The organism is Aquabacterium sp., from assembly GCF_034003525.1.
GTDB lineage: Bacteria > Pseudomonadota > Gammaproteobacteria > Burkholderiales > Burkholderiaceae_C > Aquabacterium.
The window spans coordinates 23442-37910 of the sequence record NZ_JAVEYN010000026.1 but is presented as its reverse complement, the minus strand read 5'-3'; the positions used below and the strand labels follow the sequence as shown (position 1 = coordinate 37910).

Below are 14469 nucleotides of genomic sequence, written 5' to 3'. Positions count from 1 at the left end.
TCTGCATTAGTCCCGACGTGGACCTAAGAGCTGTGACTGTTGTAGCCGGGCTCTGACTCTCATTCTGGGGTGATAGTCAGCAAACCGGACATCTGCAGCAAGCCGTTCAATGACGAATCTTGGCCGAAAGCTGCGCTCAAACCGAAGCTGTCAATCTTGCCGGATCAAACTGCTTCAGCAGGGTGCATGGCTCCGCGTTGCGCTCATCCAGCCAACTGTCATAGTCAGTCTCTTCCAGGATCACCACCATCCGCTTCTCATCTTCCTGTCTATGGAAGTTACGCATCAACGGGTGGTCATCGGCATTGACTGTCAACATGCTCATGCTTCGGATGATCGTGCCATCAGGCGCCCGCCAGCCTGTCCAAATGCCAGCAATCCCCATGGGTTGACCGTCACTTCGGGCAATCCGCGTGGGTACTGCACGTCCTGACCGCCAGTCAGGCTCGTAGAAAGCCTCTGCGGGAATGATGCAGCGTCGCCCCAAGCGCCAGGCATCACGGTAGCTGGGCTTGGTCGCCACCGTTTCACTGCGTGCGTTGTAGGTGCGCTTGGCAATCGTGGTGTCTTTGGACCAGTGCGGAATCAAGCCGAACGAGCCGACCATCGCCTCACGCCACGGCGCTACACCTTCGTCTTGCATGGCTTCCTTCGGACGTCGGATGAACAGCCCGGTGTAGCCAGGCCAAACATCGGCCTTCGCCCCCTCGGGCATCGACACCTGGAACGCCTGCTTCAGACGCTCGGATTTGTTCACGGCTTCGTAATGGGCGCACATGGACAAAATGGTAGGCCACCTTATACTGTACGGATGCACAGTGTTTGTGATTTCAGCCAACCCGTTCCGCTTGCAGACTCTGGACTGACGCTGCCCCTGGCTGGAGACAAGGTGTGCGCGGGCTTCCCGTCGCCAGCAGAGGACTTTGCCGTCAAGCGCATCGACCTGACGCAAGAGTTAGTCACCCACCCCCAGGCAACCTTCCTGCTGCGTGTCAGCGGCGAATCCATGCGCGAAGCGGGCATCTTCGATGGCGACATGCTGGTGGTCAACAAGGCGCTCAAGCCACGACACGGGCAAGTGGTCGTGGCGGTGGTGGACGGCGAGTTCACTGTCAAGTACCTGTACCAACGTGCCGGGCGCGTGAAGCTGAGGGCTGCCAATGCGACCTACCCGGACATCACCCCCAGAGACGGCCAGACGCTGGAGGTGTGGGGCGTCGTCACTGCCAGCATCAAGCGCTTTCCAGCCTGAAAAGGCGCGCCATGTACGCACTGGTGGACGGCAACAACTTCTACGTGAGTTGCGAGCGGGTGTTTCGGCCCAGCCTGAATGACAGGCCGGTGATCGTGCTGTCGAACAACGACGGATGCGCCATCGCCCGCTCCAACGAAGCCAAGGCCCTGGGCATCAAGATGGGTGAGCCCTGGTTCAAGATCCGCCACCTGGAGGAACAGGCCAGCCTGGTCGCCTTGTCGGCCAACTTCACGCTCTACGGCGACATGAGCGACCGGATGATGAGCCTGGCTGCAGGGCTGGGTCCCACCCAGGAGATCTACAGCATCGACGAGAGCTTCATCGGCTTGCATGGCGTCCGGGGTGACTTGGTCGAGCGAGCCTGGAATATCCGCGCCCGCATCAACCAGTGGATCGGCATTCCCTGCGGCATCGGCATCGCCACAACGAAGACCCTCGCAAAGCTGGCCAACCACATCGCCAAGACGGCTGAGCGTAAGCCGGGCACCTACCCGGATGAACTCGCCACAGTGTGCGACCTGTCCCGACTCGGAGCAGATCAACTGCGGGAGCTCATGGCCTCCACCGACGTCAGCGAGGTGTGGGGAATCGGCCGCCAGATCAACACACAACTCAAATCGCGTGGGGTCACGTCCGTGCAGGATTTCGTAGATCTTCCCAGCTCGGTAGTGAGAGGCACTTGGGGCGTGGTGCTGGAACGCACCTGGCGTGAGCTGAGAGGCGAGGCTTGCATTGAACTGTCCGACGTACCCAGCCCCAAGAAGCAAATCGCCTGCACTCGCAGCTTCGGCCAACCCGTCACAGGGCTGACCGAGCTGCGGGAGGCTATAAGTGAGTTCACGTCACGAGCCGCTGAGAAGCTGCGCAAGCAACGCCACCTGGCAGGGCAGGTTCTGGTGTTTGCAAGGACTTCACCGTTCAGGGATGGGCCACGGTTCTCCAAGAGCGTGGTCGTGCCGCTGGTGCGCCCCAGTGCCGACATCACTGAGTTGGCCAACGCGGCAGTGATGGGCTTGCGCAGCATCTATGCCCCTGGATTCCAGCTGGCCAAGGCCGGGGTCATGCTGCTGGACCTCGTGCCAGACACCTTCGTGCAAGGGGCGCTGGATTGGGGCGAGCCGACGACCGAACACCGAGACCGCTCCCAGTTGATGCACGCGATGGATCGCGTCAACGACAGGTTTGGCAAGCGAACGATTTTGCTGGGCAGCTCAGGCCTGACACAAGGCGTCGACACCTGGGGGATGCGCCAAGTACGACGGACACCTTGCTACACCACTCAATGGAGCGAGACACCAGTAGCCAGAGCTTGAGGCGGCCCAGAGCCGAAATCGGTTGAATCGCTCTGCTTGGCCACCATCAATGACGACTGGCACCAAAGCCATGGTGCCCGTGTCCAAAGTGCTTGGTGTCTGCCTTGCAGAGGTAGCTGACCCGATAGAAGAAGGCTGCCAGGTCGTCCTGAGAATTCGCGTCAAAGCGATACACGGCATTCTGCGGAAAGTGAACGAGTCCACCGCTGCATTCGGCGGGCAGGCCGAGGGCACTGGCCCAGGCTTCGACAATCCGCTTCGCCATGTTGGGCTTGTCAGATGTGAAGTGTCCGAGGGTAAAGAAGGCGTCGCGATTGAGCAAGATTGCGACGTGATAGTGCACCCTGCCATCTTGACTGGCCTCCCGCGCCCACACGTAGCGCAGATCAGTGTCGGGCGATGACGGGTCGCGCTCTTTGGCGCAGGCTCGGTTGTGTCGCACCTTGGCCTTCAGTGACTCAATGAAGCGCGACATGACCAGGTTGGTCGTTGCGTCACTCGCAGAGAACATCTCCACAGGGAAGCGGAGATCAAAGCGAATTGCGCAGATTCGACGGTGAGCTTGAAGGGCTTGGTAAACCACACGGTGGAGATTGCCAAGGTACGGCTCGACCAAAGGCCCTCGATGCTGCATGACGGGCAGGCCTCGATAGGTGTGCTCGAAATACAGATGCTGATTGGTGTTGAATGGGTTGATCTGCATGATTAGCTCGAATGATGCTCGCAGGCTTACATCACCAGCGGTGAGTGGCGATGGGATCTTGAGGATCTGATATCGGTCCTGCGTAAGGCTTGGGTGTAATGCACGACTTCACAGTCATGCCAAGAACTTATGCTCAATCGGCATCTTGATGATGCCGTATGCATGTACTTACTTATTTAATACTACTAATACCAGGATGGCGTGGTAGGTTATAAGAGCCTAAATCGCGAGCGTTGACCTGAAATGGGTCGTTTATTGCTCATTGGTTACTCTGGTGAAATATGTGATGTGGAGATGATGGGGCATCAGCCCTGTACGGCTTGTCGTGCGCGAATCCACGCAACGATATCTTCTTCAAGCCAGCCTACTGACCTCGCTCCCAACTTGATGGACTTCGGGAAGGAACCGATCTTCATGTAGTGGTAAATGGTTGAGCGAGGCAGCCCGGTCATCGCCATCGTGGGCTCAATTCTCAGGATCTTCATGCTGCACCTGCTTGGGTGGTTGTGTCAAAGCATGAGGTCCCGGCGTAAATAATCACCTGTACCCCTGTTCGCCGCGAAGCCAATACGAGATTGGCGTACGGGCGGGACTACTTGACGTTCCTGCCTGCTCTCATTGCGCTGACTTCCACCGACGTTTGCATCACGATCGTGGCTCCAACATGGCGCCAGTGAGATCGCCTGTCATCACTGCCCCCGCTGATCATGCGACAGCAGGAGCGAGCTTCTGGGGCACTGAGCATCGCATTCGGTAAGTGCATCCAACGAGGCTGCCTATCTCCCCTGCAAGCAACAATGGTTCAGCTAGGAGATGCGTGAAAAGTGATGTGATAGAGATGAGCTAGAAGCGCTCAAGAATATTGCTTAAATTGAGCCAAGATGGATATAGAATCGATCTATAAACTTCTAGAAAGGTGCTCGGGTATGGCTTTGATCGGGGTGGCGAAGGACCCGGGTGAGGACTTCTTGAGAGCCAACTTTCCAGGCGAGCGGGTCCAGATTTGGCTTTGGCATTTCCTTCGAGGTCAGGACATCTACTTTGCCGGAGGCGTGCAGGGGCCAGACGACAAGAAGGGGATGGGAGGCTATGTTCACGCCCGTGCCGATCTTTACCAACTAGCCCTTGATCGCTATAAAAAGGGGTTTTTGCCAAAATCCGATCTCGCTTGGATTAAGGATGATGAGTTGCAGGTTGATTTCCTGAAGTCATTTTTGCTGTATAGATTGCCAAATCCAATTCCAGTCATTCATCATTCGCTGGGCGGGCAGAGGCACATTGCTGCGCTCATTGACTGTGCAGATGCCGATCTGAGCGTCATGAGTTGGGTGATCAGAGATGCGAGAACGGCATGGAATAATCATGCGCAAACCTATCGAATCTTTGATTGGTTCAAGGGGGTGGACGCTGCTGCCAAGCGCGAATTTTTCTGGAGTTGGTTAAATCAGAAGCGGCCTCAGCTTCTCTATGGGCGTGATTTGTTCATGGCGCATCAGGACATATTGCGTCTGTTTGACTCTCTAAATATGCATATCGCCGAGAAGCGCGAAATTGTTAGAACAGTCAAGCAAGCGTGGAGCCAACGCCTTTACAGGCAAAACCTAGAAGGTAAGAAGCAGTACAACTTCATCCTTTCTGATGAAGCCAACAGGCTGCTGAATGAGTTGGCCACAACTTACAAGATGTCCAGACCCAAGACCATTGAATACCTCGTCAAGGAGGCTTCCATGAAGGGGGGGCGAGTTGATTTGCTTGGCGGCGGTGGGTAACGCGACTGCTCAGTGCGTCAACACGTTGCTGATGACCTTGGGTGTGTTGCCAGCTGAGTTGAGCTCTTGCCTTTGAGGAGGGGGCTTGCGCATGGTCGGCGCAGCTCGCTTTCGTGTCGAAGTGCGCATTCGCTTCAACGGGGGGGCATCAACGCGTTCAGATACGCCAACCGCTGAGTGCCGAAGCGGCGCCTTGGGCCTCGTTGGTCGCTGGTCGAATGTCTTGAGAGGTGCTCCGGCGATGCCAATGCCGCCTACACGTTGTTTATGATCGCTCGCAGGCGGCAGTGGTCGTTCAGATCCGGATCTGCGCTTAGTTAGAGGAGGTGAGGGGGCGGTGGGAACCTGCTTGTCTCGTGTTGTCGACACCCGCGTTACAGTGTCACCAAAGACAGCGCTGTATAGACACTAGATGGAGTGCGCGGCTTTAGGTACACGCTTTGGTACACGCTGAAGCTGAAAGACGGTCTGTGCTCTACGTTGGGATGGGCGTTTCAAGCTTTTGTATCGAAGTGACCTGATGCCCACCCTTTTGAGGGAATCCCCTGAGCGCTCCCTCTGTCAAAAGCGGAAGCCGGGGCGAAATTGTGCACACCATTTGTGTCTGATCGTTTAAATTCCAAGATGTGAAGAATGAAGCGGATATGCCGCAGATAAGAACGCAGAGGCGAAGATGGATTCCACGGAACTGATTCAAGCGATTCAAACGCTCAATACGGAAGATGCCTTTCGTCCGCGTCTGGACCCTCAGCAGTGGCGCACCTTCTGCCAGTATCTGACGCGTCATGAATTGCGTTCGGGCGACCTGCTGATCAAGCAGGGCGATCAGGACCGCACCGTGTATTTCCTGGGCCAGGGTTCGCTGCAGGTCTTCGTCACCGGCGCGGCACCGGGTGCCTCGCGCATCGCCATCCTGCGTCCGGGCGCCATCTGTGGCGAACCGGGTCTGTTCGGCGAAGGCACGCGCAGCGCCAACGTCGAGGCCATGACCCCGTGCGTGGTCTATGCCTTGCGCCTGCCGCGTTTCGAGGAAATGGCCGCCCGCGTGCCGACCATTGCCATCGAGTTGCTCCGCGCGGCCGGCAGCATCATGGCCCTGCGCATGCGCGCCAACCTGCACAAGCAGATTCCCTCGGCCTGAGTGCGCCAGCGGTGAAAGACGGCCCGGAGGCGGCGGCACGGTCCGCTTGTCCCTAGAATCTCGGGTGCGGCCTGGGCCGCGGTTTGCAACTTTCCCGATTGCCATGTCTGCCACCTCCCTTTCTCAAGACGCCATCGTGGCGCTGGCCCGCCAGGCCCTCGACATCGAAGCGCGTGCGATCCACGGCATGGCCGAACGTCTGCAGGGGGACTCGGGCGGCGCCTTTGCCCGTGCCGTGCAGGCCATGCTGGCCTGCCAGGGCCGTGTCGTGGTGATGGGCATGGGCAAGAGCGGCCATGTGGGCCGCAAGATCACGGCCACGCTCGCCTCCACCGGCACACCTGCCATGTTCGTGCACCCGGCCGAGGCCCACCACGGTGACCTGGGCATGGTGCAGCCCGGCGATGTGGTGCTGGCGATTTCCAATTCCGGCGAGAGCGAAGAGCTCACCGGCCTGCTGCCCGTGCTCAAGCGCCAGGGCGTGACCCTGTTGGCGATGACCGGCAAGCCCACGTCCTCGCTGGCCCGCCATGCCGACATCGTGCTCGACAGCGCGGTGGCGCAGGAAGCCTGCCCGCTCAACCTCGCTCCAACGGCCAGCACCACGGTACAGATGGCGCTGGGCGATGCGCTGGCGGTGGTGCTGCTCGACGCCCGCGGCTTCAAGGCCGAAGACTTTGCCCGTTCGCACCCGGGCGGCGCACTGGGCCGCAAGCTGCTGACCCACCTGACCGACGTGATGCGCAGCGGTGAGGCCGTGCCCCGCGTGGCCCCCGAGGCCCCGTTTGGCGACGTGATGCGCGAGATGAGCGCCAAGGGCCTGGGCGCGACCGCCGTGGTGGCGGCCGATGGCGCGGTGCTGGGTGTGTTCACCGACGGCGACCTGCGCCGCAAGATCGAAGCTGGGGTGGAGCTGCGCAGCGCCACGGCCCGCGAGCTGATGACCCCCTCGCCGCTGACCATCCGTCAGGAGGTGCTGGCCGCCGAGGCGGTGGCCCTGATGGAGGCCCGTCGCATCAACACCTTGCTGGTGGTCGATGCCGCTGGCGTGCTGGTGGGCGCCGTCAGCACCAATGACCTGATGCGCGCGAAGGTGATCTGATGCAAGCCCTGGTGCCCACCCTGAGTTTCCCGGCCTGTCTGCGACAGCAGGCCAGCCCCATCCGTGCGGCCATCTTCGACGTGGACGGCGTGCTGACCGATGGCACGCTCTACATCTCGGAGGCGGGTGAAACGCTCAAGGCCTTCCATGCCCTGGACGGTCATGGGCTGAAGTTGCTGGCCCAAGGCGGCATCACGCCCATCGTCATCACCGGGCGGGATTCGCCCGCGGTGCGCCGCCGCCTGAAGGACCTGGGGATCGTGCATGCCGTGTTTGGCGCGCACGACAAGCTGGCGGCGGCCGAGCCGCTGCTGGCACAACTGGGCCTGAGCTGGGCCGAGGTGGCCGTGATGGGTGACGACTGGCCCGACCTGCCGCTGCTGGTGCGTGCCGGCCTGGCGGTGGCGCCGGCCAACGCGCACACGGAGGTCAAGGCCATTGCCCACCACGTCAGCGCCTTGCGCGGTGGCGAGGGGGCGGCTCGCGAATGCTGTGACCTGCTGCTGTGGGCCACCGGCCGTTATGCCGACCTGTTGCAGGGCCACCTGGAAACGCTGGACACCACCGCGCCAGGAGCGCGTCCGTGAGCCCGCGCTGGTGGCTGGTGCTGGAGCGCGCGCAGGCCAGCCTGCCGGTGCTCGCTGCCGCCGGTCTGGCCGGCTTCACGTGGTGGCTGGTGCAGTCCTCGCCACAGGACGAGGGGACGCGACCGGCGGCCCAGGTGTCCTCGGCGCCCGACTATGAGTTGCACGCGGCCCGCGTTGCCCGCTTTGACGCCAGCGGGCGCCTGGAGGCCGTGGTCGATGGCCAGGTGATGCGCCACTATCCCGTGCCCGACCGCTTGCTGATCGACGAGGTCTTGCTGTTGGGGCGTGACGAGCAAGGCCAGGGTCTGCGGGCCACAGCGCCCGAGGGCGAGGCCGACCAGAGCGCCGCGGTGGTGACGCTCCGGGGCGGCGCCCAGGTCGTGGCCACGCCGGCGGCCGGCCAGCCAGGCGGCCCGGTGCGCTTTGAGGGCGACACCGTGAGCGTGGACACGCGCGAGCGCATCGTCAGCTCAAAGCAGCCGGTGACCCTGAGCCAGGACGGCAATGTGGTGCGCGGCCAGTCGATGCGCCACGATGAGCGTACCGGCGTGACCCTGTTGGGGGGCCGGGTGACAGGCCAGTACCAGGTGCCCAGCCGGTGAGGGCGCTGACCCCCACGCAGGGGACGGCCCCGCTGGTCTTCATCACCGGGGCGTCCAGTGGCATCGGGCAGGCTTTGGCGCTGCGTTATGCGCAGGCGGGCTGGCGACTGGCCTTGGTGGCACGGCGAGGGGCCCTGATGCGCGAGTGGGCCACGGCACAAGGCTGGCCGCAGAGCCATTGGGCCGTCTACGAGGCCGATGTGCGCCACGAGGCCGAGGTGGCCGAAGCGGCCCGTGCCTGTCTGCAGGCCCAGGGACTGCCCGAGGTGGTGATCGCCAACGCCGGCATCAGCGTGGGCGTGGACCTCAGCCTGGCCGAAGACCTGCCGGTGCTGCGCGACCTGCTCGACACCAATGTGATCGGTCTGGCGGCCACCTTCCAGCCTTTCATCGACGGCATGCGCCAACGCCGGCGCGGCACGCTGGTGGGCATCGCCAGTGTGGCGTCGGTGCGGGGCTTGCCCGGCCATGCCGGCTACTGCGCGGCCAAGGGGGCGGTGGTGCAGCTGTGCGAAACCCTGCGGGGTGAGTTGCGCCCCCATGGGGTGCGCGTGGTGACGCTGGCGCCGGGTTACATCGACACGCCGCTGACGCGCGAGAACGACTACCCCATGCCTTTTTTGATGACGCCCGAGGCCTTTGCCGAACGGGCGTTCCGCGCCATCTCCGCCGGGGAGCGCTGGCGTGTCATCCCCTGGCAGATGGGGGTGGTGGCGACCATCCTGCGCTGGCTGCCGCGCGGCTGGTTCGACGCCCTGGTGGGCTCGCAGCGCCATCGCAAAAAAAGGCGCCGCGACGGGGTGTGAGCCCCATCGGCGGCGCCATGCTGACGTGACCGCCACTCAGGCGGGATCCGTGCTCAGGCTTCAACGGTGACCGTGACCGTGACCATGGCCGCGGTCCTTGTCTTTGCCCTTGCCAGGGTGACCGCGGTCATCGTGTCGGTGGTCTCGGCGCTCGTCCCAACGGTCGCCGCGGCGGTCCATGCGGTGATCGTCACGCCGCGGGGTCGGGGCATAGGCGTTGGGGTGGGGCCGGCCGCCGTTGACGAAGTACACCGGCTGGTTGCAGGCGTTGTACTGACCACAGTAACGGGTCCACTGCTTGTAGTGGCCCGGTGGCACGCGCATGTAGATGGGGCGCTGGCGCGTGCTGTACGGGCCTGGATGGATGATGACCGGCTGCGGGTAGATCAGCATGGGGCGCTGGTCGCCGATGTCGACCCGGCCGTAAAAGCCAGGCTGGTTGACGCTGATGCTCACGCCGACGTCGGCAGCCTGGGCGGGGGCGCTGATCACGAGGGTGGACGCCAGGGCGGCGGCGGCCGCGAGGCGGGCCATCAGGGAGCGGTGTGCGTGTGACATGAAGGGGTCCTGCAAAAAGGCCGGTGCCCGTGGGCGTCGGCGGGATCCTGGGGGCGGGCCAGCGGCATGCCGCGGTCACACCCAGGGCGGGTGTTTCTAATAACGTGCGGCCCATGAAAAAAGGCGACACCGTGAGGTATCGCCTTTTTGCGAGATGTATCCGTTTGTGTGTCAACCGTCAGCGCGACGGGTCACACAACCGGGCATACAAATCAGTAGCCGCCGCCGTAGCCGCCGCCATTGCCACGGCCACCGCCGTAGCCGCCGCCACCGGAGCGGCCACCGCCGTAGCCACCGCCGCCGCCTTCACGGCCACCGCCGTAGCCGCCGCCACCGGAACGGCCACCGCCGTAACCGCCGCCACCGCCTTCACGGCCACCGCCGCTGCCACCGTAGGGGCTGCGGAAACCAGCCGGACGCTCTTCACGAGGACGGGCTTCGTTCACGACGATGGCACGACCGGCCACGGGCTGGCCGTTCAGGCCGTTGATGGCAGCTTGCGCTTCGGCGTCGCTGCTCATTTCAACGAAACCAAAACCCTTGGAGCGGCCGGTTTCACGGTCCATCATGACCTTGGCCGATGCGACGGCACCGAATTCGGCAAATGCGTCTTGCAGATCTTGATCGCGCACGGAATAGGCCAGATTGCCCACGTAAAGTTTGTTGCCCACGAGAGAGCCCCTTTCAAAGTATCAAAGTAACCATGTGGAGCTTCAACCCATCCGGACCTATTCCAACGACGGTGCCGCTACCAGACACAGACGAAACCATTATGGGTGAATCAGTCACACAGTTCTAGAGTTTGCAACCCTCTTTTTTCAGCCCGTGTCAACCGGCGATCGAAAATGTTGCGCCTGCCCCTCAGTGAAGCCCTAGGGTGAGCCCCTATCATCGCCAGATATTTGGGCATGACGCCCGTGTTTTTGTCCTCTTTTACCCGGGTCAAGCATGTCGGATTTCCTCAAGGATGTGAATGCCATTGCACAGGTGCCGGCTGTGATGCAGCGACGCGGGTTTGACTGGTGGGGCAGTTTGGGACGGGTGCTGGCCAGCGTGGAGGCCGTGCGCGATGGTCGGGCCTTGTATGTGCTGCTGGCGGCTTTTGTGGGCGCGGGGCTGGCGCTGGCTTCGGCGCGCGCTTCACTGGGGCGCAGCGAGCTGAACTGGGCCATTGGCCAGGGGGCGGCGGCGCTGTTCGTGGCGTTCTATGGGGCGCAGGCGGCAGGGCTGCTGCTGATGGACCGGGCGATGGGGCGCTCGCCCCGAGAAGTGGGTGACGCGCTGGAGGACGCGCTGGGCATCGGTCACCGCACCTTGCTGGCCTTGCTGCTCATGGGGGCCGCGGGCGCCGGGGTGGTGGCGCTGCTGCTGGGGCTGTACTGGCTGTGCAGCCTGCCGGGTGTCGGGCCGTGGCTGTTCGTGGTGGTGGTGCCGCTGACGGTCATGGTCATCGGGCTGGGCTTCACGGCTGGGGCGGCCGTGGTGGCGCCGCTGACCGGGCCGACGGTGTGGGCCGGGGCCTCGTCGTGGCAGGCGGTGCGCCAGGTGTGGCGCCTGATCCGGGTGCGTCTGCTGCAGGCAACCGTGCTGGCCGGCGCCTTGAGTGTGGTGACGGCCGTGGTGGGCGGGGCGATCAGCCTGGTCGTGCTGCTGGCCGGTCGCATCATGGCCGAGGTGTCGGTGTGGATCCTGGGCGTGGACATCCCGCCCGAGGCCTTCATGGCGGGGCTGTTTGGCCGCACCGTGCAGGTGGGCAGTGCGGTGCAGGTGCCGGCCGAGGCCTTGAGCTACATCTCGGCGGCCACGGTGGGCGGGGGCGTGGTGTTTGCCATCGCGCTGGTGTTGCCCACCCTGGTCTACCTGCGCGGCGTGTGCGAGATCTACTTGGCGCTGCAGGCGGGGCTGGATGAGCCGGCCTGAAGGGCCTGCAGGAACAGCCTCAAAAATGTGACAGGTAGCCGCCGTCCACCGCCAGGGTCTGGCCGGTGATGTAGCTGGCGGCGGGGCTCGCCAGAAAGACCACGGCGCCGGCGACCTCGGCAGGTTGCCCCCAGCGGCCCAGCGAGGTGCGCCGTGACAGCCAGTCGGCCACGCCGGCATCGGCCACCATGTCGGCGTTGGCTTCGGTGGCGAAGTAGCCCGGCGCCACGGCGTTGACGTTGATGCCGCGCGGGCCCAGCTCGGCCGCCAGGGCGCGGGTCGCCGCATCCAGCCCGCCTTTGGCGACGGTGTAGGCGACGTCGCCGGCGCGCGAGATGGGCCCGGCGATCGAGGTGATGTTGACGATGCGCGCGCTGCCTTGGGTGCAGGCACCGCAGTCGGCCATGAGCTGGGCGGCCTCACGTGACAGGGCCAGCGGGGCGACCAGGTTGATGTCGAGCAGGCGGCGGATGTCGTCGAGGGCAAACTCGTTGAGGGCGCGGCGGTCGCGCTGGCCGACGTTGTTGACCAGGATGTCGAGGCGGCCGGACTGGGCGTGCAGGTGCTGAAGGGCGGTGGCGCGGGCGTCGTCGTCCTGGATGTCGAAGGGCAGGGCGTACACGCGGGGGCTGTTCAGGGACTGGGCGGCGGCGGTCAAGGCGGCCGGGTCGCGGCCGTTGAGCCAGACGGTGGCGCCGGCCTGCGCCAGCGCCTGGGCCATGGCCAGTCCCAGGCCGCGTCCGGCGCCGGTGACCAGGGCGACGCGGCCGCGCAGATCGAAGGGCGAGCCCGCGAAGGGGGCGCCAGCAGGGGAGCGGGGCGGGGTGTGCATGGCATGATTGTGCCCCTCATGCGTTCCCGTTCTGCCCCTCCTTCCCTGGCCGATGTCTGCCCCTGTGGCCGTCCGGCCGCGTATGCCGATTGCTGCGGCCGCTACCACGCTGGCCCGCTGGCGCTGCAGGCGCCTGACCCGGAGTCGCTGATGCGCTCGCGTTACAGCGCCTTCGTCAAAGACCTTCGACCCTATCTGCTGGCCACCTGGCACCCCAGCACCCGCCCGGCGGAGATCGAGGCGCCGGAAGCTGGGCTGCAGTGGCTGGGGCTGGACGTTCGCCGGGCCGTGCAAACCGATGCCGACCATGGGGTGGTCGAGTTCGTGGCGCGCAGCAAGCTGGGCGGGCGGGCCCACCGTCTGCACGAGGTCAGCACCTTTGTGCGCGAAGACGGGCGCTGGCTGTACGTGCGCGCGCAGGACTGAGTTGACGGAGCCCCTCATTCCTGGGGTTGAACGGGGTCCGGCAGGGCTTCCCCTCGGGACGGGGGCGGGGGCACGGCTTATCGTGGCGCGACCTGTCACACGCGCGCGAGGCCCCGCCCCATGTTCGAACAACTCACCCTGATCCAGATGGCGATGGTCGCCGTGGGCCTGGCCGCGCTGGGCATCATCACCGTGGAAGGGGTGCTGATCAGCCGCCGACGCGGGGGCGAGCCCTACGACTGGGCCGCGTTCTGGACCACGGTGCGCATCAATCTGTGGCGTGCGGTGGTGGAGTCCATCCCGATGGGCGCGGTGCTGGGGGTGGCCTTGCCGTTTGGCGCGTGGATGTACGAGCAGCGCCTGTGGACGGTGCCGATGGACACCGCCTGGGGCTGGGTGGCGATGTTCTTCTGCACCGAGTTTTTCTACTACTGGCTGCACCGCACCGGTCACCGCGTCCGCTGGTACTGGGCCTCGCACCAGGTGCATCATACGGGCAACCAGTACAACCTGGCGGCGGCCTTCCGTCAGTCGCTCACCGGCAAGGTGTCGGGCGGCTTCGTGTTCTTTGCGCCGCAGTGCCTGCTGGGTTTTTCGCCGGACGCGGTGCTGCTGTCCTACATCGTCAACCTGGTCTATCAGTTCTGGATCCACACCGACCTGATCGGCAAGCTGGGCTGGATGGAGGGGGTGTTCAACACGCCTTCGGCCCACCGGGTCCACCATGCGGCCAACGTCGAGTACCTGGACTGCAACTATGGCGGCACCATCATGCTGTTCGATCGGCTGTTTGGCACCTATGTGCCGGAGCAGGATGGTGTGCCGATCCGCTATGGCCTGGTCAAGCCGCAGCGCTCGAACAGCGCCTTGAAGATCTGTCTGGCCGAGTGGTGGGCGATCGTGAAAGACCTGCCCAAGGTGCGCGGTCCGCGTGATCTGGTGGGGTATCTGTTTGGACCACCCGGTTGGGCGCCGAATGGCCAGGGTCTGACGACCGAAGCCCTGCGCGCGCACATGACGGCCTTGACGGGGCAGCCCGCCGGGGTGCCGCCGGAATGGTTGCTGGATGGTCGCCTGCCGCCCGAGGAAGACAACGGGCCCGAGACGGTGTTCAGCGGGTCGCCGTTTCCAAGTCGGTGAGCCAGCGCAGGGCCTGCTCGCGGGTGTCGCCGCACATCTCGGCCGAGGGCTGCAGCGAGCCGCAGACGGCGGGGCGCTCGGGCTGACCGAAGAGGCCGCAGCGCAGTTCGGCATCCAGATGCGGACACGCCATGCCTGCGGGCTTGCCGTGGGGCAGTCCGGGCAGGGGAGAGCTGATGGAGGGCGCGATGCAGCAGGCGGCGCAGCCAGGACGGCAGTTCATGCCGTGATTGTCGCAGGGGGCGCGGGCGGCTGACTTTCGGTGTCACAAGATGCGCGGGGTCGCGGTACGGCATGTTTCACGTGGAACACCGA

18 protein-coding genes are annotated in these 14469 nt (G+C 64.1%); 11 read left to right on the top strand and 7 right to left on the bottom strand.

Annotation, left to right across the window (positions count from 1 at the left end; translation table 11 throughout):
* Nucleotides 1–136: 136 nt before the first annotated feature.
* Nucleotides 137–778, bottom strand: a complete 642-nt coding sequence (locus RBT42_RS13785) for an SOS response-associated peptidase (RefSeq protein WP_320366089.1) — start codon at nucleotides 776–778, stop codon at nucleotides 137–139.
* A gap of 33 nt (nucleotides 779–811) precedes the next feature.
* Here RBT42_RS13785 and RBT42_RS13780 point away from each other — a divergent pair, with 33 nt between their 5' ends.
* On the top strand, nucleotides 812–1252 hold the full coding sequence (locus RBT42_RS13780; protein WP_320366087.1) for a translesion error-prone DNA polymerase V autoproteolytic subunit: 441 nt from the start codon (nucleotides 812–814) through the stop codon (nucleotides 1250–1252).
* An 11-nt stretch (nucleotides 1253–1263) separates the two neighbouring features.
* Complete coding sequence (locus RBT42_RS13775) at nucleotides 1264–2568, top strand: Y-family DNA polymerase (protein WP_320366085.1); 1305 nt, start codon at nucleotides 1264–1266, stop codon at nucleotides 2566–2568.
* 46 nt (nucleotides 2569–2614) lie between these two features.
* Here the strand turns inward: RBT42_RS13775 and RBT42_RS13770 are convergent, their stop codons facing one another.
* Both RBT42_RS13770 and RBT42_RS13765 read right to left on the bottom strand, forming a co-directional pair.
* A complete protein-coding gene (locus RBT42_RS13770; RefSeq protein WP_320366083.1) occupies nucleotides 2615–3271 on the bottom strand; it encodes an inovirus Gp2 family protein in 657 nt (218 codons plus the stop codon).
* Between the two features lie 305 nt (nucleotides 3272–3576).
* Nucleotides 3577–3756: a helix-turn-helix transcriptional regulator gene (locus RBT42_RS13765; RefSeq protein ID WP_320366081.1), complete on the bottom strand. Its 180-nt coding sequence runs from the start codon at nucleotides 3754–3756 to the stop codon at nucleotides 3577–3579.
* A gap of 441 nt (nucleotides 3757–4197) precedes the next feature.
* On the opposite strand from RBT42_RS13765, the gene RBT42_RS13760 reads away from it, so the two are divergent.
* The 6 genes from RBT42_RS13760 to RBT42_RS13735 all read left to right on the top strand — a co-directional run bounded on the left by RBT42_RS13760 (nucleotide 4198) and on the right by RBT42_RS13735 (nucleotide 9278).
* On the top strand, nucleotides 4198–5040 hold the full coding sequence (locus RBT42_RS13760; RefSeq protein WP_320366079.1) for a hypothetical protein: 843 nt from the start codon (nucleotides 4198–4200) through the stop codon (nucleotides 5038–5040).
* Between the two features lie 673 nt (nucleotides 5041–5713).
* A complete protein-coding gene (locus RBT42_RS13755) occupies nucleotides 5714–6181 on the top strand; it encodes a cyclic nucleotide-binding domain-containing protein (RefSeq protein ID WP_320366077.1) in 468 nt (155 codons plus the stop codon).
* Between the two features lie 103 nt (nucleotides 6182–6284).
* The gene (locus tag RBT42_RS13750) at nucleotides 6285–7283 is read left to right on the top strand and encodes a KpsF/GutQ family sugar-phosphate isomerase (RefSeq protein ID WP_320366076.1); all 999 of its coding nucleotides are present in this window, start codon (nucleotides 6285–6287) and stop codon (nucleotides 7281–7283) included.
* Nucleotides 7283–7870: a KdsC family phosphatase gene (locus tag RBT42_RS13745; RefSeq protein WP_320366075.1), complete on the top strand. Its 588-nt coding sequence runs from the start codon at nucleotides 7283–7285 to the stop codon at nucleotides 7868–7870. Before RBT42_RS13750 ends, RBT42_RS13745 begins: the two co-directional genes overlap by 1 nt.
* On the top strand, nucleotides 7867–8472 hold the full coding sequence (gene lptC, locus RBT42_RS13740; protein ID WP_320366073.1) for an LPS export ABC transporter periplasmic protein LptC: 606 nt from the start codon (nucleotides 7867–7869) through the stop codon (nucleotides 8470–8472). The genes RBT42_RS13745 and lptC overlap by 4 nt, the downstream gene beginning before the upstream one ends.
* Nucleotides 8473–8477: 5 nt before the next feature.
* Nucleotides 8478–9278, top strand: coding sequence for an SDR family oxidoreductase (locus RBT42_RS13735; protein ID WP_320366093.1), 801 nt, complete (start codon nucleotides 8478–8480; stop codon nucleotides 9276–9278).
* A 60-nt stretch (nucleotides 9279–9338) separates the two neighbouring features.
* Here the strand turns inward: RBT42_RS13735 and RBT42_RS13730 are convergent, their stop codons facing one another.
* Complete coding sequence (locus RBT42_RS13730; protein ID WP_320366071.1) at nucleotides 9339–9836, bottom strand: hypothetical protein; 498 nt, start codon at nucleotides 9834–9836, stop codon at nucleotides 9339–9341.
* Nucleotides 9837–10048: 212 nt separating this feature from the next.
* Entirely contained in the window at nucleotides 10049–10507 is a 459-nt protein-coding gene (locus tag RBT42_RS13725) for an RNA-binding protein (RefSeq protein WP_320366069.1), read from the bottom strand.
* A gap of 277 nt (nucleotides 10508–10784) precedes the next feature.
* Between RBT42_RS13725 and RBT42_RS13720 the strand changes: the two genes are divergently transcribed.
* Entirely contained in the window at nucleotides 10785–11756 is a 972-nt protein-coding gene (locus tag RBT42_RS13720) for a hypothetical protein (protein ID WP_320366067.1), read from the top strand.
* 19 nt (nucleotides 11757–11775) lie between these two features.
* Here the strand turns inward: RBT42_RS13720 and RBT42_RS13715 are convergent, their stop codons facing one another.
* Complete coding sequence (locus tag RBT42_RS13715; protein ID WP_320366064.1) at nucleotides 11776–12588, bottom strand: SDR family oxidoreductase; 813 nt, start codon at nucleotides 12586–12588, stop codon at nucleotides 11776–11778.
* A gap of 18 nt (nucleotides 12589–12606) precedes the next feature.
* Between RBT42_RS13715 and RBT42_RS13710 the strand changes: the two genes are divergently transcribed.
* Together RBT42_RS13710 and RBT42_RS13705 are read left to right on the top strand one after the other, a co-directional pair.
* Nucleotides 12607–13014, top strand: a complete 408-nt coding sequence (locus RBT42_RS13710) for a YchJ family protein (RefSeq protein WP_320366062.1) — start codon at nucleotides 12607–12609, stop codon at nucleotides 13012–13014.
* A 120-nt stretch (nucleotides 13015–13134) separates the two neighbouring features.
* Nucleotides 13135–14154 carry a sterol desaturase family protein gene (locus RBT42_RS13705; protein ID WP_320366060.1) on the top strand — a complete coding sequence of 340 codons (1020 nt, stop codon included), beginning with the start codon at nucleotides 13135–13137 and terminating at the stop codon, nucleotides 14152–14154.
* Here RBT42_RS13705 and RBT42_RS13700 read toward each other — a convergent pair.
* Nucleotides 14126–14377, bottom strand: coding sequence for a YkgJ family cysteine cluster protein (locus RBT42_RS13700; RefSeq protein ID WP_320366058.1), 252 nt, complete (start codon nucleotides 14375–14377; stop codon nucleotides 14126–14128). The genes RBT42_RS13705 and RBT42_RS13700 overlap by 29 nt on opposite strands.
* Between the last annotated feature and the right edge of the window lie 92 nt (nucleotides 14378–14469).